Source organism: Pseudoalteromonas sp. DY56-GL79 (genome assembly GCF_041414765.1).
Classification (GTDB): domain Bacteria; phylum Pseudomonadota; class Gammaproteobacteria; order Enterobacterales; family Alteromonadaceae; genus Pseudoalteromonas; species Pseudoalteromonas piscicida.
The window spans coordinates 77,762-102,168 of sequence record NZ_JANHZS010000011.1 but is presented as its reverse complement, the minus strand read 5'-3'; the positions used below and the strand labels follow the sequence as shown (position 1 = coordinate 102,168).

The 24,407-nt window shown below is 45.3% G+C and carries 17 protein-coding genes; 5 read left to right on the top strand and 12 right to left on the bottom strand.

The features are described from left to right. Positions 1–37: 37 nt before the first annotated feature. Complete coding sequence (locus NO992_RS09775) at positions 38–2,542, top strand: zinc-dependent metalloprotease (protein ID WP_371376544.1); 2,505 nt, start codon at positions 38–40, stop codon at positions 2,540–2,542. An 88-nt stretch (positions 2,543–2,630) separates the two neighbouring features. On the opposite strand, the gene NO992_RS09770 is transcribed toward NO992_RS09775, so the two are convergent. After that, the gene (locus NO992_RS09770) at positions 2,631–3,245 is read right to left on the bottom strand and encodes a PQ-loop repeat-containing protein (RefSeq protein ID WP_010376536.1); all 615 of its coding nucleotides are present in this window, start codon (positions 3,243–3,245) and stop codon (positions 2,631–2,633) included. 211 nt (positions 3,246–3,456) lie between these two features. Here NO992_RS09770 and NO992_RS09765 point away from each other — a divergent pair, with 211 nt between their 5' ends. Both NO992_RS09765 and NO992_RS09760 read left to right on the top strand, forming a co-directional pair. Beyond that, the gene (locus tag NO992_RS09765; RefSeq protein WP_371376541.1) at positions 3,457–4,632 is read left to right on the top strand and encodes a tetratricopeptide repeat protein; all 1,176 of its coding nucleotides are present in this window, start codon (positions 3,457–3,459) and stop codon (positions 4,630–4,632) included. A 211-nt stretch (positions 4,633–4,843) separates the two neighbouring features. After that, entirely contained in the window at positions 4,844–6,646 is a 1,803-nt protein-coding gene (locus NO992_RS09760; RefSeq protein WP_253105876.1) for a PKD domain-containing protein, read from the top strand. Positions 6,647–6,723: 77 nt separating this feature from the next. Here NO992_RS09760 and NO992_RS09755 read toward each other — a convergent pair whose 3' ends face one another. The 6 genes from NO992_RS09755 to NO992_RS09730 all read right to left on the bottom strand — a co-directional run bounded on the left by NO992_RS09755 (position 6,724) and on the right by NO992_RS09730 (position 15,617). Next, a complete protein-coding gene (locus NO992_RS09755; RefSeq protein ID WP_371376538.1) occupies positions 6,724–9,537 on the bottom strand; it encodes a hypothetical protein in 2,814 nt (937 codons plus the stop codon). 154 nt (positions 9,538–9,691) lie between these two features. After that, entirely contained in the window at positions 9,692–9,928 is a 237-nt protein-coding gene (locus tag NO992_RS09750) for a hypothetical protein (protein WP_010376548.1), read from the bottom strand. Between the two features lie 58 nt (positions 9,929–9,986). After that, positions 9,987–11,258, bottom strand: coding sequence for a PAS domain-containing sensor histidine kinase (locus tag NO992_RS09745; protein ID WP_371376535.1), 1,272 nt, complete (start codon positions 11,256–11,258; stop codon positions 9,987–9,989). Continuing rightward, positions 11,236–12,585, bottom strand: a complete 1,350-nt coding sequence (locus NO992_RS09740; protein WP_371376532.1) for a sigma-54-dependent transcriptional regulator — start codon at positions 12,583–12,585, stop codon at positions 11,236–11,238. Before NO992_RS09740 ends, NO992_RS09745 begins: the two co-directional genes overlap by 23 nt. A 60-nt stretch (positions 12,586–12,645) precedes the next feature. Beyond that, positions 12,646–13,497, bottom strand: coding sequence for a D-hexose-6-phosphate mutarotase (locus tag NO992_RS09735; protein ID WP_010376554.1), 852 nt, complete (start codon positions 13,495–13,497; stop codon positions 12,646–12,648). Positions 13,498–13,658: 161 nt separating this feature from the next. Next, on the bottom strand, positions 13,659–15,617 hold the full coding sequence (locus NO992_RS09730) for a methyl-accepting chemotaxis protein (protein ID WP_371376527.1): 1,959 nt from the start codon (positions 15,615–15,617) through the stop codon (positions 13,659–13,661). A 268-nt stretch (positions 15,618–15,885) separates the two neighbouring features. Between NO992_RS09730 and NO992_RS09725 the strand changes: the two genes are divergently transcribed. Next, complete coding sequence (locus tag NO992_RS09725; protein ID WP_371376524.1) at positions 15,886–17,181, top strand: porin; 1,296 nt, start codon at positions 15,886–15,888, stop codon at positions 17,179–17,181. 102 nt (positions 17,182–17,283) lie between these two features. Here NO992_RS09725 and asnB read toward each other — a convergent pair whose 3' ends face one another. The 5 genes from asnB to NO992_RS09700 all read right to left on the bottom strand — a co-directional run bounded on the left by asnB (position 17,284) and on the right by NO992_RS09700 (position 23,759). Further along, positions 17,284–19,299: an asparagine synthase (glutamine-hydrolyzing) gene (gene asnB, locus NO992_RS09720; RefSeq protein WP_371376521.1), complete on the bottom strand. Its 2,016-nt coding sequence runs from the start codon at positions 19,297–19,299 to the stop codon at positions 17,284–17,286. A gap of 40 nt (positions 19,300–19,339) precedes the next feature. Further along, positions 19,340–20,410 carry an aspartate carbamoyltransferase gene (locus NO992_RS09715; RefSeq protein WP_010376561.1) on the bottom strand — a complete coding sequence of 357 codons (1,071 nt, stop codon included), beginning with the start codon at positions 20,408–20,410 and terminating at the stop codon, positions 19,340–19,342. A 109-nt stretch (positions 20,411–20,519) separates the two neighbouring features. After that, a complete protein-coding gene (locus tag NO992_RS09710) occupies positions 20,520–21,941 on the bottom strand; it encodes a sodium:solute symporter family protein (RefSeq protein ID WP_174170204.1) in 1,422 nt (473 codons plus the stop codon). Beyond that, complete coding sequence (locus NO992_RS09705; RefSeq protein ID WP_010376563.1) at positions 21,938–22,369, bottom strand: hypothetical protein; 432 nt, start codon at positions 22,367–22,369, stop codon at positions 21,938–21,940. Before NO992_RS09705 ends, NO992_RS09710 begins: the two co-directional genes overlap by 4 nt. Positions 22,370–22,511: 142 nt before the next feature. Next, positions 22,512–23,759, bottom strand: coding sequence for a Zn-dependent hydrolase (locus NO992_RS09700; RefSeq protein WP_371376517.1), 1,248 nt, complete (start codon positions 23,757–23,759; stop codon positions 22,512–22,514). Between the two features lie 233 nt (positions 23,760–23,992). Here NO992_RS09700 and NO992_RS09695 point away from each other — a divergent pair, with 233 nt between their 5' ends. Further along, complete coding sequence (locus tag NO992_RS09695) at positions 23,993–24,403, top strand: YbaN family protein (protein ID WP_349194606.1); 411 nt, start codon at positions 23,993–23,995, stop codon at positions 24,401–24,403. Positions 24,404–24,407: the final 4 nt, after the last annotated feature.

Below are 24,407 nucleotides of genomic sequence, written 5' to 3'. Positions count from 1 at the left end.
GGGTACACTCGAGTTTTTACTATTTCGAGTCAACATTATGAAGAAAACGGCATTAAGCATTGCCCTCGCGCTCACCTTTGCAAGCGCCCCAAGCTTTGCTAAAAAAGACAAAAAAGAAGAAGAAAAAACCATCGCTTCAATTATCGAAAATAAAACCAGTATTGATGGCCTTTTCCCACTTTATCAGGACAAAGAAAGTGGCGAGTATTTAATGCAGCTCAATGAGTCGCAACTCAACACTCCTTTCTTGTACTTCGCACATACTGTTGACGGCGTTACCGATGCTGGTCATTTTCGAGGTAATTACCGCGAAACTAAACTGATTGAATTTAGAAAGCACTTTGACCGCATTGATATTATCAGCAAAACACCGCGTTTTATTTTTGATGAAAACTCAGCCATCGCCAACGCGAGCGATGCCAACATCAGTGAAGCCGTACTCGCCAGTATCGAAATTGAAAAAGCCGAAGATGGTAAAATTTTATTCAAAGCGGATAAGCTATTTTTAAGTGAGTCACTACACAAAGTATCTCCTTGGAAACGTGTGGATGACAAAAACGCAAGCAAACGTTTTGCCCTTGGCAAATTAGACGATAAGAAATCTCGAATCGTTAAGCACCGTCCATACAGCAACAACTTAGATATCGTTGTTGATTATGTCTTTAGTAACCCAGACCCAAAAGTTGCAGGCTCAAATGCAGTGACAGACTCACGTTTTGTCTCGCTAAAAGTACAACATAGCTTTGTCGCTCTGCCAGACAATAGCTACCAGCCTCGCTACGATGACGCACGTATCGGTTATTTCACCAATCAGTTTGACGTGCAAACATCACCAGATTGGGCGCCGTATAAAGACGTTATTAAGCGTTGGAACTTAGTGAAAAAAGACCCGAGCGCAGCGCTTTCTGAACCTGTTGAACCAATCGTATGGTGGATTGAAAACACCACGCCAGTCGAATGGCGTGACACGGTTCGCGATGGTGTACTAGGATGGAATAGCGCGTTTGAGAAAATCGGCTTTAAAAATGCCATTGTGGTTAAAGTACAGCCTGACGACGCTACTTGGGATGCAGGCGATATCAACTACAATGTCCTACGCTGGACTTCATCACCTCGCCCACCGTTTGGCGGCTATGGTCCGGCAACTGCCAACCCGCTTACTGGCCAAATTCTTGGTTCCGATATCATGCTAGAGTATGTATTTATGCGTAACCGCTGGATGTATGACTCACTCTACTCTCAAGGTCAAATGAGCCATGGAGTTGAGGCATCAAGCGATACATTACACTGTTCGCTTGGACATGAAATGCAAGGTCAATTGATGACGGCAAGCCTAGCAACAGGTGCTGACATCGAACGCAAAGAAATGCTACGACAGGGCTTAGTACAGTTGGTTCTTCACGAAGTAGGACACACCTTAGGCCTAAACCATAACATGAAGTCTTCAATTTTGTGGGGCCCTAAAGAAGTACACGACAAGTCAAAAACACAAGGTATCGTAACAGGCTCTGTGATGGACTACGCGCCAGCTAACATCGCCCCACCAGGCGTTGAGCAAGGTGATATCTTCCAAACCAAACCGGGTCCATATGATGACTGGGCGATAGAATTTGGCTATAGCACGGCACTTAACGATGACACCCAAGAGCAACAGCGCCTTGAAAAAATCTTATCTCGCTCAGGCGAGCATGGCTTAGCTTTTGGTAACGATGCCGACGATATGCGTGCGCCAGGCCGTCATATTGATCCTCGCGTGATGATTGGTGACTTATCGTCCGATCCAGTGACATACGGCGTTGACCGCATGACCCTGATCAACCATCTATTCACCGAACTAAAAGACAAAGCACGTGTTGATGGTCAGTCTAACCAACAGTTATTAACCTCTGCAAATATGCTGTTTGGTCAATACCGTGGTCAAGCAACTGTGATTTCACGCCAAATTGGCGGTGTATACGTTGAGCGCAGCGTAGTGGGTACAGAAGGTGAAACGAAACCATTTACACCAGTACCACTTGCGCGCCAAAAAGCAGCAATGACCGCGCTAAAGGAAATGGTTTTCGCACCGACCGTGCTTGAAAATATGCAGCCTCTTTATAACTACATGCAAGCACAGCGCCGTGGCTTTAACCACTATGGTAAGAACGAAGATCCTAAAGTCCATAAGATGGTACTTGGCATGCAAAAGTCGGTACTAGACCAGGTACTACACGCGAATGTATTACAACGTATCAGCGACTCTGCGTACTATGGTAACGAATACAGCCTAAACGAGGTTATGAACGACCTGACCGCCGCTATTTTCGTTGCCGATAAGAATGCAACTACCTTAAGCCAGAACCTACAAATTGAGTACGTTTCTCGCTTAATTAATGTTGCAGGATTGAGCAAAGCGAGCGAATACGACAATTTGGCAAAAGCCGCTGCACTATTCCAACTGCAGAGTATTTTGGATAAGAGCACAGCTTGGGGTGCCGATCAGGCAACTAAGGCACATAAAGCGTATATTGACCGTATGATCACAAAAGCGCTAGAAGCGTAACTCGAAAATTTTTGTATTACGCGAGTGAAATGAGCGAAAACGTTAAGGGCTAGCAATTTGCTAGCCCTTGTTTTGTCTGGTTATATCACTAAGCTAAAGCAGGTTTCGAGCGATAGTGCTGAATACAACCTAATTGCGCCGCATTAGTCAGTAAAATCATCACAAACATCAACACGTGAGCGACGCTAACATGACCTAAGCTCAGTTCAGCAGCCAACCCAATTCCTCCCGCTAAAAACTGCAGTGAGAAATACCTAGCGCTTAAGTTAGAGACATCACCGCTTTTAATCGTTTTATAGGTTTGTGGCATGACTCGAATTGAACTCATCACTAGCCCTAAGTAAGTTAACGCATTTAATAACGCAGCAGCTTCGACGTTCTTTGCCAATAAAAGCCCAAATGGCAACGTCGACAAACCAAGCAAAAGTGCTAATTGATTACGCTGTTTCGAGCTTGCGTTGTACCGAATAAAATAATATAAAATAAGTGCACTTAAAGAGCCTGTAATAACAAAAGGTAGCACCATAAAAAAACGTTCAAAGAAAACGTTGTAGGCAATAAAGTAAGAGCTTTGTGCAACACCAAAACTCATCATTAACAGTGATACACCTGACACACTGCGATTTTTACGGATCTTCCTAATCAAAGGAACAAAGCTTAAAACCAAAACGAAAGAAGAAACGATCGGTAAATATTCGCTCAATGCCAACTCCAAATGTCTAAATTGTTGCTAAGTTAAAGTGCTGTAAAACCTTTAAAAACACATTGTAAATTTATGATTTTTAAGGTTTTATTTTTGAAGGCGCGCATTTTAAGAGCTAACTTTTAAAATACAACTGGACGCCTAACATCCAACTTTGAATAGATGGCAAGGCTGGAATACAGGTGTATATAAATAAATACAAGGAATTACGATGAAGTGGCTACTCATTATACTTACTAGCATTGGCTTGAGCGGATGCAATTCCACTCACACCACTACAGCAGACATGAAACAGAAGGTAGATGTTACTTCTCTATTCAACCACTCTCTTTTTGCGCTGAAATCTGTTCCTTCAGAACAACAAATCTTCACTTTACCTAAGCAAGAAGAAGAAGCTTTATTAACGTATGTTGAGCGGTTCAGAGGTAAAAATGTAACCAAAGACGAAATTCTTGGTAATTTCCTTCAGGCAAAAATTGGCCACTTTTCTTACGACGGTGAAACATTCATAGCCAGTGAATTGCTAAATCAGCAGTCCGGAAATTGCATTTCTCTAGCTATATTATCTCAGGCTTATGCCAATATTCTTGGTATTGAAACTAGTTACGCCAAAGTCGATAGCTTTCCAATCTATCAAAAAAATCAAAATTTCGTACTCACCTCAAGTCATTTTAAGACAAAACTAATTACACCAAAGGAAGAATTAGCAACTCTAAATAACAGACTTTCCTTTAGCGGAACTGTTGTTGATTATTTCCCTGAGCAGGATAGTGTATTCTCAGGGAATGCACAGTATGAAGATTTAGTCGCAAAGTTTTATACCAATTTGGCCGTTTCCGCTTTGTTGGAAGCTGACTATGATATGAGTTATTCTTTATTGTCTGCTGCGCTCAAATACGCCCCAAGAGACGCTGAAGCTATCAATATTGCCGCACTGTTACATAAGCATGTTGGTGATAGAAATAGTGCGAAGCAAATCTATGATTATGCCTTCAACAATCACCTCACCAGCACCAATTTGTTATTGAATTACCTTAACTATATTCCCAAAGACCAAACTAATCTCAAGAATATGATCCTAGCGGAGCTTGAACAAAGCCCTACTTCCCCTTTCGATACCCTCTCGTTAGCTTCGAGCTACATAAAGCAACAGCGCTATAAAAAAGCCAAGGAGCTTATTGAACCTTTATTGTTGAATTATCATTACTTGCCGGAAGTTTATGTCGAGCTCGGGAAAATTGCTTATTTAGAGCAAAGATACCAAACCGCATCTGAATACTTCGAGCAAGCAGTCAATAAGTCCAGAGAGCAGTATAAAAAGGACCTATACACCGCCAAGCAAAAAATGTTGAACCATTTATTGGTTCGTAATGAGGATATAAAATAAGGAATGACATAAGTTAAGTAAAACTTATGTTAAAATAATATATATAAAGCTTTACAAAATACATTATTGTTTCTATTTTGGTGTGTGGATGTTCAAAAAACATACCACCAACTAGTCGTGCTCTACAGTGCACCCAAGGCTTGGTTCGGTATTGAACGACGCCCAACTTTTTATCTCAAGTTGGATAACCACACACTCAAAAGGAATAACAATGAAACGACACATTCTTGTCACAGCATTAGGTTTAGCATCTGGTATCGCGATGGCACAAGCGCCATTAACGGAAGCTCAGATGATGGAATATACCAGCAAAGCTAGCAAAGCAATGATTGGTAAAAAGTACGATCTCAACCTTCCACTTATTACTCAAAACAGTGCTAAAAATACTTCAACGTCTACACAGACCATTGTGCAAACGGTTTCACACCCAGATGCAAGCTACATCAAACTACACTTTAAGAACCTCAATCTTGCAAGCGGCGGTAAACTCGTTGTTCGCTCGGAGGATAGTGGCGAGCGCTATGAATATACCCAAGCAAACCTCCGCGCTGCAACAGTTGATCCAAACCTCGGCGATGACGGCGTTAAACAGTTTTCTGCTATGTCAGTCTCTGCTGATAAAGTCATCATTGAATATACCCCTGGCCAAGGCAATGCTGGCAAAACACCCGAAATCGATTTTTACTATCATGGTACTGAAGGACAAGCAACTGTTGAGGGCTTGACCGATGTGACGCCCATGTCAACTTGTGGCGCAATGGAACGTAAAGACGTGCAGTGCTGGGCGCAATCGCACCCGGTGGAATTCGAGCGTTCACGTCCAGTCGCCAGACTGCTCATGAACGGCAGTGGTTTATGTACGGGTTGGCGCGTTGGTGCCGATAACCGCATGTTTACCAATAATCACTGTGTGGGATCAGCATCAGAGCTGGCGAATACTGAGGTATGGTTTAACTATCAAAGCACGAGCTGTAACGGCAGCCAGCGCGAAACTGTGGTAAAGGTCACAGGCAAAGACTTCCTTAAAACAGATTACACGCTAGATTATACGCTGTTTACCATCAATGATTTCGCTAAGGCCCAGCCGTTTGGTTACTTTGGCTTAGATGTGCGTAATCCATCGCAGGGCGAGCGTATTTACATACCTCAGCATGGTTCAGGTAACCCTAAAGAGCTGTCGATTGAGTCTGATCAAGACACCAATGGACTATGCTCTGTGAACCAAGCAACGGCGAATGGTCGAGGTACTGGTACAGATATAGGCTATTACTGCGACACTATTGGTGGCTCATCAGGTTCACCAGTACTTGCAGCCTCAACCAATAATGTTGTTGCGCTACACCACTTAGGTGGATGTACCAATAAAGGCGCTAAAATTAGCTTAATTTGGCCTCAGGTTTCGACTCACTTTGGTGGCCAAATTCCTGTTGGTGATAACGGCACGACCGATCCATTGCCTGTTGCGTTATTTACTTACAGCTGTAATGACCTAAGCTGCAGCTTCGATGGTTCAGGATCTAGTTCACCAAATGGTTCTATTACACAGCATAGTTGGCAGTTTGGTGACGGCGCATCCGCTTCAGGCGCGCAAACTTCACATAGCTTCACAAACTCTGGCAGCTATACCGTAGAACTCACCGTGACAGATAGTAATGGCGACACCGCGTCAACAACACAACAAGTTGCCGTGACGCTACCAGGTGAAGAGCAAAAGCTTATCAAAGGAGTTGCAAAAACGGGGCTTTCTGGAGCGAGAAACAGTGAGATATTCTTCTATTATGATGCACCTGCAGGCGCGAATACAGTGACATTTAACACAAGCGGTGGCACTGGTGATGCTGATATGTACGTGCTCAAAGGCACAGAACCCACAACCAGTAATTGGACTTGTCGCCCTTATCGCTCTGGCAATACTGAATCTTGCAGCCTCAATGAAGGGGCTGGGCGTTATTGGGTGATGATCCGCGGATATAATGCATACTCAGGTTTGCAAATCGTAGCAGATCACAACTAGCCAAACTTCGAATAAACAAACTGAATGATTTGCGGGGGCTCGCCCCCGCTTTTTTGATAGCAATCTTCAGCGATTACCTACAACTCATACCAAACACTAAACCAAACACGGTTTTCATTGGTCATGTTACGCCCCTCTATACGACCCACTCCAGCACTAAACTGCAGATCGGTTAATCCTGCGGGAGCAAAATCAGCGGCCTTGTCTAATATCACTCGAGACAAAGGTAAGCGCATCTTAATACCGTAATTTTGCCCAATTACTTCTCCTTCTAACTGATGCTGCTTATAAAATAACTTAGGTTTACCCTGCTGCCATGAAGTTGCAAATTCATAGCCTAAATAGCGGCTTCCCGTAGCAAATAGATGCGGTAACATAGGTTCGCTGACAGCATGTAAACTGTTACTAATGCTAGTGCTGGTAAGCGCTCCACCACCCACAGATAGAGGCAATGCGCTGCTGTAGCGGCTATCGACCGATGCGTAGAATGGAATTTGCCATGCTTTAGCGAACAGATTCACCTGATAATCAAAACCATCTAATTCACCTAGCCACTGAGCTGCAGAGACTTGCAATGCTACACCATGCTGCTGAGTATCCCACATTGCACGACCGTTAAAGCCATAACGCCCGCCGTTCCATGTCTTTTCACCATGTTGCACACGAATAACACCCAATTCGGGAGCGAGGTAGTTCAACGCTTCACCAAAACGATAGCTAGATGACAAGGCAAATTGCTTAAAGCTGCTCTCATTCGAGGTATTAGCTTGTGGCGAGCGAGACTGCTTATCCGCTTCTAGCTCTTGATATCCAGCATCAAACGTCGTTTTCCAGTTTTCATGACGATATTCAAGTTGGGCAAATGCGCCCATCAACGCGCCATTATTGATACTTTTCTCGGCTCCAAGCTGCCAAGCAAGTTGGCGCAGCACATCCTGCCCTTTTAGTGACACGCCCAAACTATCAAAGGAGGCGCTATTTAATGCGCCAGATAAGGCGATAGAATAAGACTGTTCGAACACAGAATAATCAGAACTGGGCAGCACAGTTTGGTCTATCTTAGCCGCAGGTAATTGATGGGGATGCAGCTCTTTTTGTTCCGCCTCATCCACTTGCTCCAACACGCTCACAGTGCGCCAAGCCGGAGAAACTATTTTGTTAACCTTAACACCTTCAGGGGTCGCATAGCTCACCAGTAACTGCTGTGAATGGGTAATAATTTGCTCAAGCGGTTTAGCACTTGCAGGTAAGGTCTCAAGTACTTTACTTTCCACATCATAACGCATCACCGCTAAGTGGCCTGCGACTCCGGAAATAAAGTACAGCTTGTCATCATCATGAGACCAAGTTAACCCCGAAAGGTATTGATGTGACTTGGGTAAGTAGACGATTTCGGTTGTATCGTGGCTAAGATCTTTAACAACAAGCTGCCAGCGTTTATTAGGAGTAACATGCACATAAGCTAATGTCGTCTTTTTATTAGAAAGCACGGGAAAGTCATGGACATCACCAAGCTTACTTGTGGTGATTGGCGCTTGCTTGCCTGAGTCCAACTCCATGATCACTAGCTGTGAGTAACCCAAACGGGACACCTCCGCAATAACGGTATTAGCATCAACAATACTAAAGCGGCGAATACCCGCGCCTTCGGTTAGCTGTTTAGGCTTTCCAGTACCAACTTTCCAGACAAATAAATCATTAATAAAGCTATCGTCTGCAGCCGGCGTTTTTGCAACGAAGTAAATATGGCTGTCATTCAGCCATTGGGGGTAATAGATACCAGCAAAATTATGAGCATTAAGCTGCGCGAGTCGCTTCTTTGGAAAGACTTCAGGTGCGATATCCACAATATCTTTAGGATCGGCATTTAATATCGCTTCATTGCGCTTATTAAATTGCTCAATGGCTTCTACATTTTCTTTGCTTTCGTAGATATTGAGTGTGACTTGGCGTTTACGATTTTGCTCTACCACCAAAAACTGACTGCCATCTGGAGAGAACGCGATATCTCGAGCAGCATACGCAAACTGCTGCCAAAGTTCACTCTGTGTCGGGATCAAGGCTTTCTCTTGCTGCATGGCCTGATAGCTATATTCAACAATAAAGCGACGATATAACTGGCTGGCTGGCGCTCCAAAAGCCCCACTAAATGCGGTTTCAAAACTGCGTGATTCCACCGCCTGCACTCTTGTCCATACGGCATCTAGCGTCTGTGCACCATAATTATCCTCAAGCCAAGCTAGAAAACGTACGCCTACTAAGTACGCCATGGAATTGGAAAGGTAAGACTTGTCGCCATCATCTAAAGCGCTATAGGTCGGTAATGCGCCTTGCTGCGCGTAATAACGCACAATGCTCTCACTATAGTTATCGTACAAACGTCCTCGCCCCGTTAATCTAGACTCCAGCAAGGTCGCATAGCCTTCGCTGACCCAACGCGGTAATACCGCATCGAGCAAGTCGGTAATATCGTGCCAATCTCTGAGATGTTGTCGCCATTGGTTACGGCTAGGCTGTGATAGATGAACGAGATGAATATATTCGTGCAAAATGAGCAACTGCTGCCAACTGGTGTTATTTGCGATGACGGAATCAGCTTGAGGCGGCGTTGCTTGCAGTGCCATCATTGGTTTATCTGTGCTGGGTAATGCAAAGCCATTGGCCGCATTTTCTGGATCGTAAATAATCACATCAGCACGTTCACTCAAGGCTCTACCTTGTTGTGCCAGCACTTTATCTCGCACTACCTCCAGCTCATTTGCTGCAGAATACGCCCATTGCTGAAGCGACTGAGGATAATGCACATTGAAGTTTTCAGTTTTGATGGTTTGCCACTTAGCCTGTAAACCAAAGCTAGTAAAAGCAACAAAAATTATCAGTAGCGCTCGCATTACCTTTCCTAAATAAATTCAGTTGCGCTAGCTTAACAAGAGATGTAAAGAAAAAGTGTGCTTTTTAGTAACAATTTCTTGCGCACGTTACACCTTAAAACGTCTATTTTGAGGCAAGCAAGATATGAGTTGATCTAAAAGTGCACGTAATTTTTCAGTGCTTTTGTGGCTGTGCGAGGGTGATAAACAGGCTAAGTACCCCTAGTGACACAGCAAACACAAAAAATACCACGGTTGAACTCAACCCAGCCTGCCATTTTGCCGCAGCGATTAAACCCGCGCTCAATAACACCGCCAACTTTGCCTTGGTATGTGCATGTGGGTTGAATGATTTGGAGTAGCTATACGCCATAAAGATAAAGCCGCTGGCCAACAGATAAGTGACTAACATGGTAGCTCCTTGCCAAGGTTTTGAAGGAACTTTAATTATATGCTAATGATAATTATTATCAACAAGGTAAAGTGATTTTTATTAATCCACCTGGGTCGGTGTTGTGACAACTCAGTTGTCCATCGTGTAACTCCACAATGGTGCGACTAAAGGTTAACCCTATTCCCTGCCCACCTTCTTTGGTGGAATAGAAAGGTGTAAGCATGTTATCTAGGTTGGCAAAGCCTGGGCCATTGTCTTGCACATCAATCACAGCTTGTTGCTGCTGATAATAAGCATGTAGCGTCAACTTGGCATTTTCACCACAGGCCTCAATGGCATTTTTAATTAAGTTAATCAGCACTTGCTCAATTAAAGCTTTATCAAGATTGAGCGTATTCACGGTGCAATTTACTTGGATGTCGGTATCCTCAAATAGCGCAGCAACAGAAAACAGTAACAGCATGATAGAGACAGACTCACGATCTAACCTTGGGGTTTGCGTAACCTTAGCGTATTGGCTCACAAATTGTTGTAAATGCTGGCAACGCTGACCAATAACACTTAGCGCATGCTGATCTTTTTCGTCCTTTGCTCTTGCCAATAAGGTTTGCGCTAAGGAGCTTACGGGTGTCAAACTGTTGTGGATCTCATGGCTTATTACTCGGATTAAATGTTGCCAAGCTGCCAGCTCCTTTTTACGTAATGCCTTAGTGATATCGAGTGCGACAAGTAAGGAAAACCGCTTACCTTCTTGAAAGAATTCACTGCTTTGCAGCTGCCACCGAGATTGCTGCGCTGTGTCTGCAAAATGCCAGTGATTATCTTGTTGCACCAGCCCAAACTGAGCCGCGCTTATTCCCTTACACTCTAACCAAGGGCGATGATAAAGCAACTCAAATGCCCCATTGGCGTAGGCAAGTTTGAGTTTTTCGTCAAACATCATAATAGGCGTATTAAGGCTGTCTATTAGCTGATAAATGATAAATTGCTGACTATGATAGCGGCGCTTTTGACTGTGCAGCTGTGCACTTAAGGCCAGCAAGCGCTGTTCAAACTCAGCTACCACGCCCACTGTATAATGTGGCTTAATGGTTTGAGTAAAATCACTTTGTGCAATCGCTTCTAGCTGCCAATTAGCACGCATGGCAATACGTTTAAGATGAGACAACAGTATTTGTTGTAGCCTGCCCAATAACCCCAGCACACTCACCGATACGGCAGCCACCCACGTTACCTCAAGCTGTAATTGCAGAAGCAGCAAAGTCAGTAAAACCGTACAGCTAATGGTCAACAGCGTACAGTAGGCCCCAAGTCGCCACTCGGCGCTAGCCAGATGTTTTAAGACCATATTTTTCCAAACGCCGATAAAGAGAAGAAGCCGTGAGCCCAAGTCTTTTAGCAGCTTCTGCGACATTGCCTTGAGCACGTTGCATCGCTTGCTCCACCATTTCTTGCTCCACTTGTTGCAAGGTCTTACTTGGCGTATCACTGGTCACTTTAGGTGCAGCGGTAAAGCGTAGTTGGCAATCACTGAGCTCAATCTGCAAGCCCTCCGCCATTAACACGGCACGCTCCATAACGTGACTTAACTCACGCACATTGCCGGGCCAAGCGTGTTCAATCAACGCAGCTTTAACCGCAGGGCTAAGTTCACGAATTGGCTCACCATACTGCGCACAAAACTTAGCGACAAAATACTCAGCCAACGGCACGATATCGCCAAAACGCTCGGCGAGCCTCGGCACTTCAATCACAATCGTGTTGATGCGATATAACAAGTCTTCTCGGAACTCACCAGCTTTCACTAAAGCGTCTAGATTGGTATTGGTTGCGCAAATAAGGCGGCAATCCGCTTGTTGCGTCTGACTGCCACCCACAACTTCATAACTGCCATTTTCCAGCACCCGCAGTAATTTTGCTTGTAGAGGCAGTGGAATAGTCGCAACTTCATCCAAAAATAATGTGCCCTGCTTTGCCATCGCAAAACGACCAACACGATGCTGCTTTGCATCCGTAAACGCCCCTTTGCTGTGACCAAACATCTCACTTTCGAATAATGATTCTGGCACCGCGCCCATATTCACCTCAACCCAAGGTCCTGCTGAACGATTAGATTGTTGGTGTAACCACTGGGCTAAATGACTTTTCCCCGCGCCACTTGGCCCAGTAAGCAGCACCCGAGCGTCGGTTTTTGCTACTTTAGCAAGCTGCTTATATAGAGATTGCATCGCCTGAGAGCGCCATTGAAACGCGCCGCGCTCACTGTGTTTTGCTACGATACTCGCTTGCTTTAATGATATTTTGAGTTGTTGCTGCACGGCTTGCAGCAGCTGCTGATTGTCCCACGGCTTTTCGATAAAGTCGCTCGCACCAAGCTGCATTGCGGACACCGCTAACGCGACATTTCCCCAACCGGTAATACAGATCACAGGCACATTAAGGTTGGAGTCACGTAGCCAGCGCAAAAAGTCCAATCCTTCATTGCCTGAAGTGGTATCGCGGGAGAAGTTCATATCGAGCAAGGCTAATGACACTTGCTTAGCGCTGAGCAGTGGTTTGGCAAGCTCTAAGGTTGCCGCCTCAATTACATTGAAACCTTGGTCTTCTAAAAAGAATACAGCGCTGAGGCGTACTTCGGCGTTATCGTCAATAACCAGTATTGTGGACTTTTCCATAGGGAGAATTTTTATTCTTATGGGTTTCAGCGGAGCAAGGTGTGCTCCGCGAATATGAAATTATAACCAACGGATGATAGTACTTAGGGTATGGCTTTCACCCGGTGCAAGTTGCACGGCATCGTCCATTACGTTACAAGCTTCTAAGCACAACATCTTGTGGTATTCATCATCATTAAAGTTGCTTAAACGCTGTGATTTTTCAATCCATGGATTCCAAAGCACACAAGAAGTTGAGTTTTCACGTTTTACTTCAATAATGCCCGCAGGCGTGTTGATGGTTTGTACTGGGCTTGCTTGGGTGTATACCATATCGGTTTCGCGGGCAAAGCCAACCACTTCGGTTTGCTCAAATGGACCTTCATCAAACTCGATATATTTCGCGCCTTGTAACCCGTCTACCGTGGTATTACTTACTTCTGGCGTTGGGAAATACGTATGTAGGGCTTGCGTTAACGTAAATGGCGCATCACCAGTATTGGTATTCGTCAGTCGCACTTCAAGCTTGTCTGATAACACAAACTCGACCTCTAATTGTGACGTGTGTGGCCAGTATTGCGCTTCAACTAAAGTCATCGGTAGTGTGAGCTTAACGGTAATTTCATCGCTTTTTTCTTCAACGCTGTGCGCGCGCCAAAGTAGCTTGCGAGCAACCCCATGAATTGGCCAATCCGCTTTGCTATGAACGCCAAACCAAGGCCAACAGATTGGAATACCACCACGTACCGGTTTGCCTTCAAGGTAATCTTCCGCCTCAGAAACCCAAATTAAATTGCCTTTTCCTGCTGGTGTAAACTCGGTAAGTTGCGCGCCCTGTAAAAAAATCTTCGCTTGGCAAAATGCACTGTCGACCCAAATATACTCAAGTCCGGACTCGGTGCGCTCGATTGAAACTGAAGGTGATAATTCCATGGTGATTCCTACGTCAACTCAATGATATGCCTACCTTACCACTTAAATACTACGAGTAAACTGTTATCCATCCAATTTGAAAGTTATTCAATTATACCAATGCGGTAGCACCGTGAGAGTGTTGCTCTCACGGTTTATAGAACTTGAGGGTTGGGCTAAAACTATACTTTAAATTTGCCCACCAGCTCTGTGAGCGTGCTCGATAATGAATGTAATCTCACGCCATTTTGATTGGTATTCACAGCGATATCACTCACGCTATCCGCGGCATTTTTAATTTCCACCACGTTACGATTAATGTCTTCAGCAACATGTTGCTGCTCTTCAGCTGCGGTGGCAATTTGCGTGTTAAGGTCGCTAATATTGACAATCGCTTGGGTAATTTCACTAAATTGTTGTTGCGCTGAGTTTGTCAGTTCAACCGTTTTCTCCGTGCGCGTTAGGCTGCGCTTCATTTCTCCCGACACCATTTCTGTCATTTTTCTAAGCTTATCAAGCTGAGAAGCGATTTCTTCCGTCGATTCAGAGGTACGCTGCGACAACGCTCGCACTTCATCGGCCACGACAGCAAAACCGCGGCCATGCTCACCTGCCCGTGCCGCCTCAATTGCGGCATTTAATGCCAAAAGATTGGTTTGCTCAGCTATGCCTCGGATCACGCTGAGTATCGACATAATATTTTCGCTTTCGGTGTCGAGCTGCATGATATCTGCGGTTGCCTTGTTGATCACTTCAGATAATGTTGTGACGCTCTCGACAGACTCTGTGATCACCCTTTGGCCCAGCTCAGATGCTTGCTGAGTTTGTCCTGCCAGCTCAGCCGCATTGGCGCAGCTTGCCGCCACTTCGTTTGCGGTTGCCGCCATCTCATTAATTGCGGTGGCAGCCATTTCAAGCGCTTGCTGTTGTTGACTGGTAGCGCCCGTGAGCTGATCAGACTGCGAAGCGGTTTGTCGTGAGGTTTCATTAACTTGCTGTGCACACTCATTAATTTGCGTCACCAACTCAGCAATGAGATTTAAAAACAAATTAAAGCTCGTCGCCAGTTTGCCCGTTTCATCCTGAGCTTTAATGTCTAAACGCTGAGTTAAATCACCACCGCCTTGCGAAATTTCAGTTAAGCCATCACTCACTTCTACAATGGGCGCTGAAATCAACTTAGAAATATAACTTGCTAACAACAAAAATACGGTGATCAGGATGGCACTTAGAATCAAAATAGTCAGTGTCATCGCATTGGCTGCAGCCATTACCTCACTTTTTTCAACTAAACCAATAAACTTCCAGCCTAATTTGGGTGCTGTATAGATGTTGGCAAAATAGTCTTGCCCGTTAATTTCGAGCTCAAATAACCCATCCTTATTTTGAGCCAATTCACGATAGCGGCCATTAGCAATGTCTGCCAACTTTTTAAATCTATGTTCGGAGAACTTGGCATCGACCAACACATTTCCGGTGTCTTCCACTAGCATCAAATAGCCAGTCTCGCCCAACTTGATATTGCGGATGATTTTGGTCAACCCTTGTAGTGACACATCCATACCTTGGACACCCACGGTTTGACCATTGGCAGTTATCGCTTTTACCGTCGACACAATCACCATATCATCCGGCGCCCAATAATAGGCACTAGTGCGGATCGTCTCACCATTTCCCGATTGTCCTGTTTGATACCAAGGACGCTGTCTAGGGTCATAGTTTGCATTCACTTCACCTAGAGGCCATTGAATATAACCACCTTGCTGATTTCCCATGTAGATATAGGCAATGCCGGGGTGCGTGTTACCAAAGTGCTCAAATAACGAATATGCTGCTTGCTCTGTTTTGCTTCCAGCTTTGGAATTAAGTCGAGTGGTGCTGGTTGAATCCATATAAGTTTTTACGTCTTGCTGCGCACTCAAGACCTGCGCATGGGTTGCTAAATAGTCTACGTTTTTTGCAATTTCATCAAAAAACATCTGTATACCATTCTCAACCTGTAGCGCCTCTCGATCACTGAGCTCCGAGAAGGTCTCTATTCCCTGCTGCCGAGTTTGACTGATAATAAGCCCCGCAATGATTAACAAAGGAAGCGCAATTGCCGTTGCGAAAGACAGCTTTAATTTTTGCGATATATTCATGAATAAACACCATTTCACAGATAGTAAAAATATAGTGAGGGATAGGCTATTGGGCAAGAATTACATACAAATGTGATCACTTGTTCGTCTTATATTCATCTTAGGTATGGTTAAATGTTGGGTAACTTTGAGGTCAGATAGACCACAGTGTTACTATGGATCATTCAATCAAGGACCATAAAATTTATTTGCTTTCTGCAATGATAGCTTTGGTGGTCTACAATTTGTAAGAGGTTTTTGCGCTCAACCATTTAACAACGGGACAACTATGTTAAAACTTTCAACCATCTCACTCGGATTAGGTCTAGCACTTTGCTCTAATTCAGTGCTTGCCGAAAACTCAGAAATTGACGCGTTAAAGCGCCAATTGGCTGAACTTCAGAAGAAACTCACGCAGCTAGAACAAAAAGAGCAGGCGCGAGCACAACAGGAAAAAATCGCTAAGGCTGAAAAAGCCGAAGCAAAAGCTGAAACTAAAACTCAAGTTGCAGCAGCTGAAACAAAACCAACCATCAAAGTCGGTGGCGCGATCAGAACAAACTACAGCCATACGTCTTATGACGATGACAACAAGAACCGTGGCGGTGATTTTGACTTCGATATTTTCAGGTTGAACTTTTCTGGCAATGTCGGTGGCTTTGGCTTAAATGCCGAAATCCGCTTTTTCGACTATATGACTGCGGTAAAATACGCTTATCTCGACTATGACTTTGCCGACCATTGGCAAGCTCAGGTAGGTATGACTAAAGTGCCTTTTGGTAACTCACCTTACAATTCGCACAACTGGTTTTTTAACACCACCTATTATATTGGTCTTGAAGACGACCACGACATGGGGGTGGTATTTAAACGTAAAGTGGCGGACAACTGGCAGCTTGACCTTGGTTTTTTCAAAAACGATGAGCTAGGTGGTGTCGATGGTTACGTGGATGACCGCAGTGATCGCTACTCTTATGACGTGGTGGGTTTCCGTAAAGCGGGCGATGGCGTTTATGATGACCCAACGCAACCAATCGGGGAATACAACACCTTTGTTGGTCGCTACGCGTATCATATTGAACACAATGGTGGCACAACTGAAATTGGCGTCTCTGGTCTTGCCGGTGGCCTTCACGATGGTAATGACCGAGCAGGTGATTACAACGCGTGGGCACTGCATTTAAATAGCAACATTGGCCCTTGGAATTTACAGCTACAACACGGTGAGTACCAGTACGATATTGACGATGTAAACCGTATGGCAGTAGGTGCTTATGCGTTTTATGATTCCATCGCAGCAGAAGCCACTATGTCGAACTTTAATGTAGCGTACAATCTGCCAGTTGAGTTCGGTCCAATTACTGATCTGCAGTTTTATAACGACTTCGGTATTATTTACGACAAATCTGATAATTCCGAAGACACTTGGATGAATGTCACAGGTGTGTCACTCGCTGCGGGTGCATTCTTCACCTATGTTGATCTAGTTCATGCGAAAAACCAGCCGTTTATTGGTGGTTCAATCGCAGGCGATAGTGACGAAAGCGAGTGTCGCTTCAATATTAACTTCGGTTATTACTTTTAATCTAAGGGATTAATCTTAGGTATTAAATCAAAAAGGCGATGCGCTAGTTGGTGCATCGCCTTTTTATTTCCTTGTTTTGTGTAATACCAATAAGATCAGCCTTTACTCTGTGGCAGCCCTCCAACCAAGGCGTTCCGCTTCAGCGGCGGCAAATTGAGGTAAATCTGCGGCGATAAATTGTTTGTGGAGTATTTGCACACCAAGCAAATGATTGATCACGGCATCTAGTTGCACTTTGAGTGAATCATCGGCGTCTGGTGAATCATGTAACTCAAATAGCGCATTTACCGCTTCAAAGTCTAATAAACCTGCGGCTTCTACAGCTTGTCTAGACAAGTACTTATCAGCCAACACGCGCATTGCAGCCCACTTTTTCTCATCTGAGTGCGCCGGTGGTGCCATAAAAGCAAACTTTTCTCGTTCATACAGTACTTCTGGCAGCAGCCCTTTCATCGCTTCGCGTAACACGTATTTTTCTTTACGATCTTTAATGCGATATTGCGGGGGGATGGTAAAGGCAAACTCTGCGAGGTGATGATCTAAAAAGGCAGGCCTTGCCTCCATCGAATTGGCCATATCGACCCTATCTCCACCCCAAGTTAATATTTGTCCCTCAAGCATGGTTTTAATCCATACATACTGGGCTTTATCGAGTGGATGACGGGACTCTAACATGGCATCATCTAAAGTCTCAGCGATTGCTTTGCCTGCATCATAACCCGTGAGTAGCTCTCTGTGTTCGGCGGCAACGAGTTGATGGGCAAAGTGACTGCACGACAGCCAAGGCTGTAAACAGCTCGGCGTAAAGCCTACGACTTCGTCTAACGCTGCACTGTCGTATTGCTCACGGGAAAGCATGGCGCCCTTAAATAATTTATTGCTGTCTTCCAGCATGGTTTGCCACTGGGCTTTTTCGGTGTCATCAAGTTCATCTAAGCCATATAAAAACAGGTCTTTTCTAAATGCGGGATAACCCGCAAAAAGTTCATCGGAGCCCTCTCCGGTCATCACAACTTTATAATTAGACTCGTTAACTTGCTTACTCATCAAATACTTAGCAACACCAAGCGTGTTATAAATGGTTCGTTCGGTATGCCATAAAGTTCGCTCAAAATGGCCATATAGCTCGTCGCCACTTAACGACATAATATGATGATCGGCCTTGGTCGCTTGTGCCATCTGTTTTGCAATTGGCGTTTCATCGTACTCTGCACTATCAAAGCCAATGGTAAAGGCCTTAATTGGTGCTTGTGCCGCAGCTGAAGACAAACCCAAAATGGCGCATGAGTCTATGCCACCACTTAAGTAACAACCTACCGGAACGTCTGCGGTGAGTCTCAACTGCACCGCTTCTAGGAGCTGTTTGCGCACGCCATCAATGTAGTATGCTTCATCTTTGCTATTTAAATACGATTGCGCCGTTGGAAAGTTAACATCCCAATAAGGTCTATCTTCAATGCTAAAACCTTGTTCGCTTCTGGTGATGCTAACAACATGTCCAGGTTTGATTTGATGTACATTCGCAAACGCCGTGCTGCCGGGCACCATGACTTGGATCAGTTGATGAAATAGGCCTTCACTTGAGAATCGGCGCTTAACTTTAGGGTTGGCAAACAGCACCTTCAGTTCTGAGCCAAACACAATTTCGTCTTCTGTTTGGGTGTAGTACAAAGGCTTAATACCAAAGCGGTCTCTCACTAAGTGCAACGTATCGGTTTGTTGGTCATACAACGCAAACGCAAACTCACCGCGCAAATGCGTCAGCATCTCATCGAGACCAAGCTGCTGATATAAGTGCATAGCAATTTCTGAGTCGCTCTTACTTTGGAACCTTGCCCCTTTTGCTACTAGTTCAGCTCGGATCCGCGCGTAATCGTAAAACTCACCATTGTGCGCCAACATTAGACGCTTATCAGAACTAATAAAGGGCTGTCGACCTCGTTGCTCGTCGAGGTCGATTATCGATAGTCTGGCGTGACTAAATCCCACGCCAGCCATTTGTTTATAGCCAAAACCATCGGGACCACGATGATGTTGAATGGCTGCCATGTTTACCAATAATTGATTATCTATTTGTGTTTGCGCTTGCGTTGAAAAAATACCAGCAATTCCGCACATAATATCTCCCTAAATCACGTCCATCACAGTTAATATCTCCCTAAATCACGTCCATCACAGTACTGGCGCGCTGCACCATACAGGTCAATAAGGCTTGGCGTAAAAAGACGGCACCACGTGCCTGACTAAAATACCAATTGTGTGGCGTGGCATCTAAACTGGTGCACAACTCTTCACCTCGAGCCAGAGGATGAAGCACTATCGCATCGGGCTTAAAGGGGGAATCTGCACTTAATTTAAATGACTTTCCATAGGTTTCGAAGCTTTCACCAACCCATGCAATGGAATTGATATACACCACATCAAGCTCAGGTAAAACGGCGTTCAAGTCATGGCCGATAGATACCTTAACCCCCGCCTCCTCTAGCTGGGCTAATTGCTCGCTCGACACCGCTTCCTCGACACTCTCATCGTAGAGCAGGAATATTTCGTCCACAATGCGCGGAAAATGCGTAAACATTTTCAACAGGCTACGCACCGTACGCATTTGGCTCGGCACACCAATCACGCCAATTTTTATAGGACTAAAAGCTTCACTGTCAGGGAGTAATAACGACGGCCGCCATTTGAAGATAGTATAGAGATCGGACATAGCTTGTGTTGGGTGCTCATCAATGCCATTACCAGCGTTGATAATTGGAATGCGTAGGCTGTGGATCATCTCTTCAATAGACTCCACTGAGGTGTCGCGTAAGACGACACAATCGCCATAATTATTGAACATCTCAGCGACATCCTGCAACGACTCCCCTTTCGCGATGCCCGTTGAGGAGCGATCGGTGATCGACATAATGTCACCCCCTAAGCGGTGCCATGCACTTTCAAACGACAGACGGGTGCGGGTGCTGGGTTCATAAAACGCACTGATCAAAATTTTGCCACTAAGCGGCGAGCTGAACCTTGCAGGATTACTTTCATACTTCGCGGCGAGGCGAAACAACTGGATCAGCACATCTCGGTCAAGATGGTCGACACTGATAATGTGCTTATTCTCCAAACAATGCAGCCTGTCACCGTCTTCTTGTATCGCTCTGAGTAATGCTTTGGGATGTGCATCCCCGTAAACATCCGGCTGCGCTCGATTAAACTCTACTTGCTGCGCACTTACCATAACTGCCTCTTTTTAAAATCAATAAGGAACATAACGACAAGGACAACAGGACATAAACAACTGAGCACTATGGCCAGCCAAACTAAACTAGAAAATGCGCCCAATGAGATCATACATCCTCCACTTTGCTTTGCGTGCCCAACGCTTGCCAATGGAATGATTGCTGACTAAAACGCCAAGCAATCACACAAATTAATAACGACACCGCACAAGAAACTAGTGCGGCGACATAAAAGCCAATATAAAAATACCCAATCAAACCTGATAGCGTGCCAAGCAACATAGCCCAGCCAGCGCTATTTCCCGTCATTCGCGCAAAGTACAAACCAAATACGATAGGCCAAATAGTGCTGGCGACAAAAGCGCCAGCGAAGTTCAACAAGGCACCCAGCGTGGCGATTTTTGGTAAACACAAGAGCCAAGTCACGACGCCGAGGATGACAATAATCCACTTAGCACTTTTTAAGCGCTCGCTATCGCTCGCCTTTGGTTTGATGTATTGCAGGTAAATATCTTGATTGATGAGATCTGACGTTGCGGCGAGCAAGGAGTCCAAACTCGATGCCAGCGCTGAGAACACCACAATGAACAGAATGATCGAGCCGGTATAGCCGAGCACTTGACTTGCAACCAAGGGACCCACCATATCGGCGCTAGCGGGATACAAACCTAAACTCGGCGCTGCCAGCGCAATAAACCCTGTCACGATTGGGATCGGTAGCCACAGCAGACCTGCGATAAAATACGCCTTTTTGCCCACTCCACCTTTAAATGCAAACGCTCTTGACCACCATACGTTGCTGTGAAAAATCTCTCCTAAACCAAAAAAGATATTGTTGAACAGAAACATCACAGCAGCAGGAAAAAGCAGGTCGAGTAGTTTAGGGTGGTCGCTACTGAGTTTTTGATGAATTGGTTCAAGCCCAACATTCATCGCTACAACAATGGCAATTCCGACGACACCTGCCAAAATAATAATGGCCTGTAGAAAGTCCGTGGCGATCACCGCTTTTAGACCGCCAAACAGCGTGTAGACCACACACATCAGCAGAATAATTGACATACCAAGGTGATAATCTAAGCCACTTAGGGTGTGTAGCAAAATGCCACCGGCCATGCCTAAGCTAACGAGCCAACTCATGGCATACACGAAAGAGATCAGCAAAAAGACCCACCAAGAGAAACGCCCAAACCGCAACCGCATAAAGTCGCCACTGGTGTAGCCGTGGGGCAGTAAAGTTTTGATGCGTTGGCTAAGCGGCGCAAATAGCAGCAATCCGAATGCGGCACAGGCGTAGCCAATCATGCCCCAAATACCAAACTGATAAGTGAGCTGTGGCGCAACTAAAGTGGTGTTACTGGTGACCCAAGTTGCCATCGCAGTGGCGCAAGCAAAGGCCAACCCAACATTTCTACCGGCCAGCGCAAATTCATTATGCGACTGTACGCGCCTGCCAATCCACCAGCCAAAAAATACCCATAGCAAAGCAAACGCCAGGGCGAGACCGAGCGCCAATGAAGCATTTATCATACGCTTTCCTTATCGTGCGTTTGCTTATTACCCACCACAATCATCCCTACAAGCAGCACAAATAAGCACAAGCCCAATACAAACAGTGCAAGCGCCAGCGTTAACTGATGATGTTTGACTGTAAATGAGACCGACGTTTGTGCCGAGTTAGCTGAGGGCTCACCTAAGGTTGCGAGATAATCACCATCAGCCAAGCCACTAATGGTTACCGCTTGTTGAGTCGGCTGAAGCGAAAGGGAGAGGGAGTAAGGTTCTGAAAGATGTTGAATAGATAGCTGTGTTGATTGCTGTAGAGGCGGACCTGTGCGCTCAATGTGTAGCGTAATAAACCCAGCAGTCACGACCTCATCGCTCACCCTCAGCGAGGCGGCAAGCCCATTAAAGCTTGCAGCAAGTAAGACTAAGGTTACTACTCGGGCGATCCACATCCTCATAATCCCTAACTGCGGTTATCCAAGTCCGAATTCGCCGCAAGTTTTGCTATCCACATTATTCTAGTAGTAACAAAGACTAGCCCAAGGATCAAATTTGTCTAGTAAAGCCTCACCCAATTTCACCCCAGCCTTACATTTATTCTTTTGTTTCTATTGCTCTTTTTTGAACACATTGCAGCAGCAAATTACTCCCTGCTTCAACATCATGCCAATGACTCCATTCGTCTGGCGCATGGCTAACGCCATTGAGTGATGGAATAAATATCAGCCCCGTGGGACACACTTCTGAAAAAAATTGGCTATCGTGACCAGCACCACTTGGCATGATTTGATAATTCAGCGACAAGGCCTCTGCCTGTTGACTAATAAATTCAACCATCTCAGGTGTGCACTTCATTGGAGACAACCAACTCACCTGCTCGTATTCAAACATTAAATGGTGTTTCCGAGCGATAGCTGAAAGCACTTTTCGACAGGCAATTTCAAGGTTCTCCATCACCGTTTCGTCCATATCACGCGCGACGATGGTGAAATCCACCTCTCCAGCAATCGTATGTGCAAAACCCGGCTTTAATTCTGCCTTACCGACGGTGATCCTCGTGGTATCCGTACCGTCTTCTGCAATAATGCGATCTAACTGGTAAGCAAAATCAGCCAGCCCCATAAAGGCGTCGCTGCGCATCTCCATGGGGGCTGTACCTGCGTGGTCGGCCTTCCCAATTAATTTCACCATCCATTTAAATACCCCTGAAATCCCTTCCACCACACCAATTTGAATGCCTTTTTGATCAAGTACGGGCCCTTGCTCTATATGTAATTCAAAAAAACTATTTATTTGCTCAGGTTCTAGCCTCGCATTCAGTGCATCCATAGGGTCTAACCCTTGCGCACGCATGGCATCGCTAAGCATACAGCCATCCGCATCATGACTTGTGAGCAATTGGTGAGGCGTTAATTTTCCAGTGAGCGCTTGCGCCCCGATCATGCCACCAAAGCGCCCTTCTTCTTCACTGGTACCGATGACCCAAATCGGCCTATCTAATTGCACATTGTGCTCTTTTAAAATACGAATACACTCAAACCCCGCAATGACGCCCAAGGTTCCATCAAACATACCTCCTGCTGGTACGCTATCGAGATGAGAGCCGATGATCACCGCGGGTTTTGCTGCAATATCCGGGCTGGTCATTTCAATAATCACATTACCAGCGCCATCCATGCGACTCACAAATCCTTCGCTTTGAGCACATTCCATCAGCCATTTACGCGCTGCAAAATCCTCATTACTAAAACCTTGGCGATAAATTCCCTTATCCTCATGGTTATAGCCGAACTCCGCGAGCGCAAATAAGGTAGACTTAAGACGGTCTAAATTTACTTGCATACTTTGCTCCTCAACGTTTCAGTCGCACCACTTCCCTGTATTTAACCTGAGATCAGATTCGCTATTTTAAACACTGACGTCCGACTGATAATCTCTTTGCTTTAGCTTAGTTGAAAATTCGCGAATTTCAGCCGCTGTGATATGCTTTTAATAATTGGCTTCTGGTTAACAATGTTGGCTCAGGTCATCGTGATGCGCTGTCAGTTCAGCACTCCCGAAATATGAGGATGCCTATGCGTAAAAAAATCCCCTTATTCAATCGTTGTTTTTGGCTTCATGTTGCTGGCATCGTCTTTGTTGGTCTTGGCTTTATCGGCATGGCACTGCCTGTTATGCCTACCACCATCTTTTTTATTCTCGCTCTTGCTTGCTTTACCCGTTCATCTCCCAAGCTAGAAAATTGGCTGCTCACCCACCCCAAATTTGGCCCGAGTCTGGTTGCATGGCGGCAACATCAGGTGATCCCCATAAAAGGCAAGATTGGCGCTGTGGTTGGTATGAGTGTTGGTTTACTGGCTTTGAGTTTCAGTAGCGCGCCTGTTTGGGTAGTGTGGTCCGTTGCGATAACTGAGGCAGCCGTACTCAGCTATATTTTTACACGTCCTTCGGTCATCCCCGTGGATGTAAAACAGCCACATTTATAACAAA

Coding starts and splice junctions, on each gene's coding strand:
- NO992_RS09775 (WP_371376544.1), top strand. CDS start 38: ATGAAGAAAACGGCATTAAGCATTGCCCTCGCGCTCACCTTTGCAAGC.
- NO992_RS09765 (WP_371376541.1), top strand. CDS start 3,457: ATGAAGTGGCTACTCATTATACTTACTAGCATTGGCTTGAGCGGATGC.
- NO992_RS09760 (WP_253105876.1), top strand. CDS start 4,844: ATGAAACGACACATTCTTGTCACAGCATTAGGTTTAGCATCTGGTATC.
- NO992_RS09755 (WP_371376538.1), bottom strand. CDS start 9,537: ATGCGAGCGCTACTGATAATTTTTGTTGCTTTTACTAGCTTTGGTTTA.
- NO992_RS09750 (WP_010376548.1), bottom strand. CDS start 9,928: ATGTTAGTCACTTATCTGTTGGCCAGCGGCTTTATCTTTATGGCGTAT.
- NO992_RS09745 (WP_371376535.1), bottom strand. CDS start 11,258: ATGGTCTTAAAACATCTGGCTAGCGCCGAGTGGCGACTTGGGGCCTAC.
- NO992_RS09740 (WP_371376532.1), bottom strand. CDS start 12,585: ATGGAAAAGTCCACAATACTGGTTATTGACGATAACGCCGAAGTACGC.
- NO992_RS09735 (WP_010376554.1), bottom strand. CDS start 13,497: ATGGAATTATCACCTTCAGTTTCAATCGAGCGCACCGAGTCCGGACTT.
- NO992_RS09730 (WP_371376527.1), bottom strand. CDS start 15,617: ATGAATATATCGCAAAAATTAAAGCTGTCTTTCGCAACGGCAATTGCG.
- NO992_RS09725 (WP_371376524.1), top strand. CDS start 15,886: ATGTTAAAACTTTCAACCATCTCACTCGGATTAGGTCTAGCACTTTGC.
- asnB (WP_371376521.1), bottom strand. CDS start 19,299: ATGTGCGGAATTGCTGGTATTTTTTCAACGCAAGCGCAAACACAAATA.
- NO992_RS09715 (WP_010376561.1), bottom strand. CDS start 20,410: ATGGTAAGTGCGCAGCAAGTAGAGTTTAATCGAGCGCAGCCGGATGTT.
- NO992_RS09710 (WP_174170204.1), bottom strand. CDS start 21,941: ATGATAAATGCTTCATTGGCGCTCGGTCTCGCCCTGGCGTTTGCTTTG.
- NO992_RS09705 (WP_010376563.1), bottom strand. CDS start 22,369: ATGTGGATCGCCCGAGTAGTAACCTTAGTCTTACTTGCTGCAAGCTTT.
- NO992_RS09700 (WP_371376517.1), bottom strand. CDS start 23,759: ATGCAAGTAAATTTAGACCGTCTTAAGTCTACCTTATTTGCGCTCGCG.
- NO992_RS09695 (WP_349194606.1), top strand. CDS start 23,993: ATGCGTAAAAAAATCCCCTTATTCAATCGTTGTTTTTGGCTTCATGTT.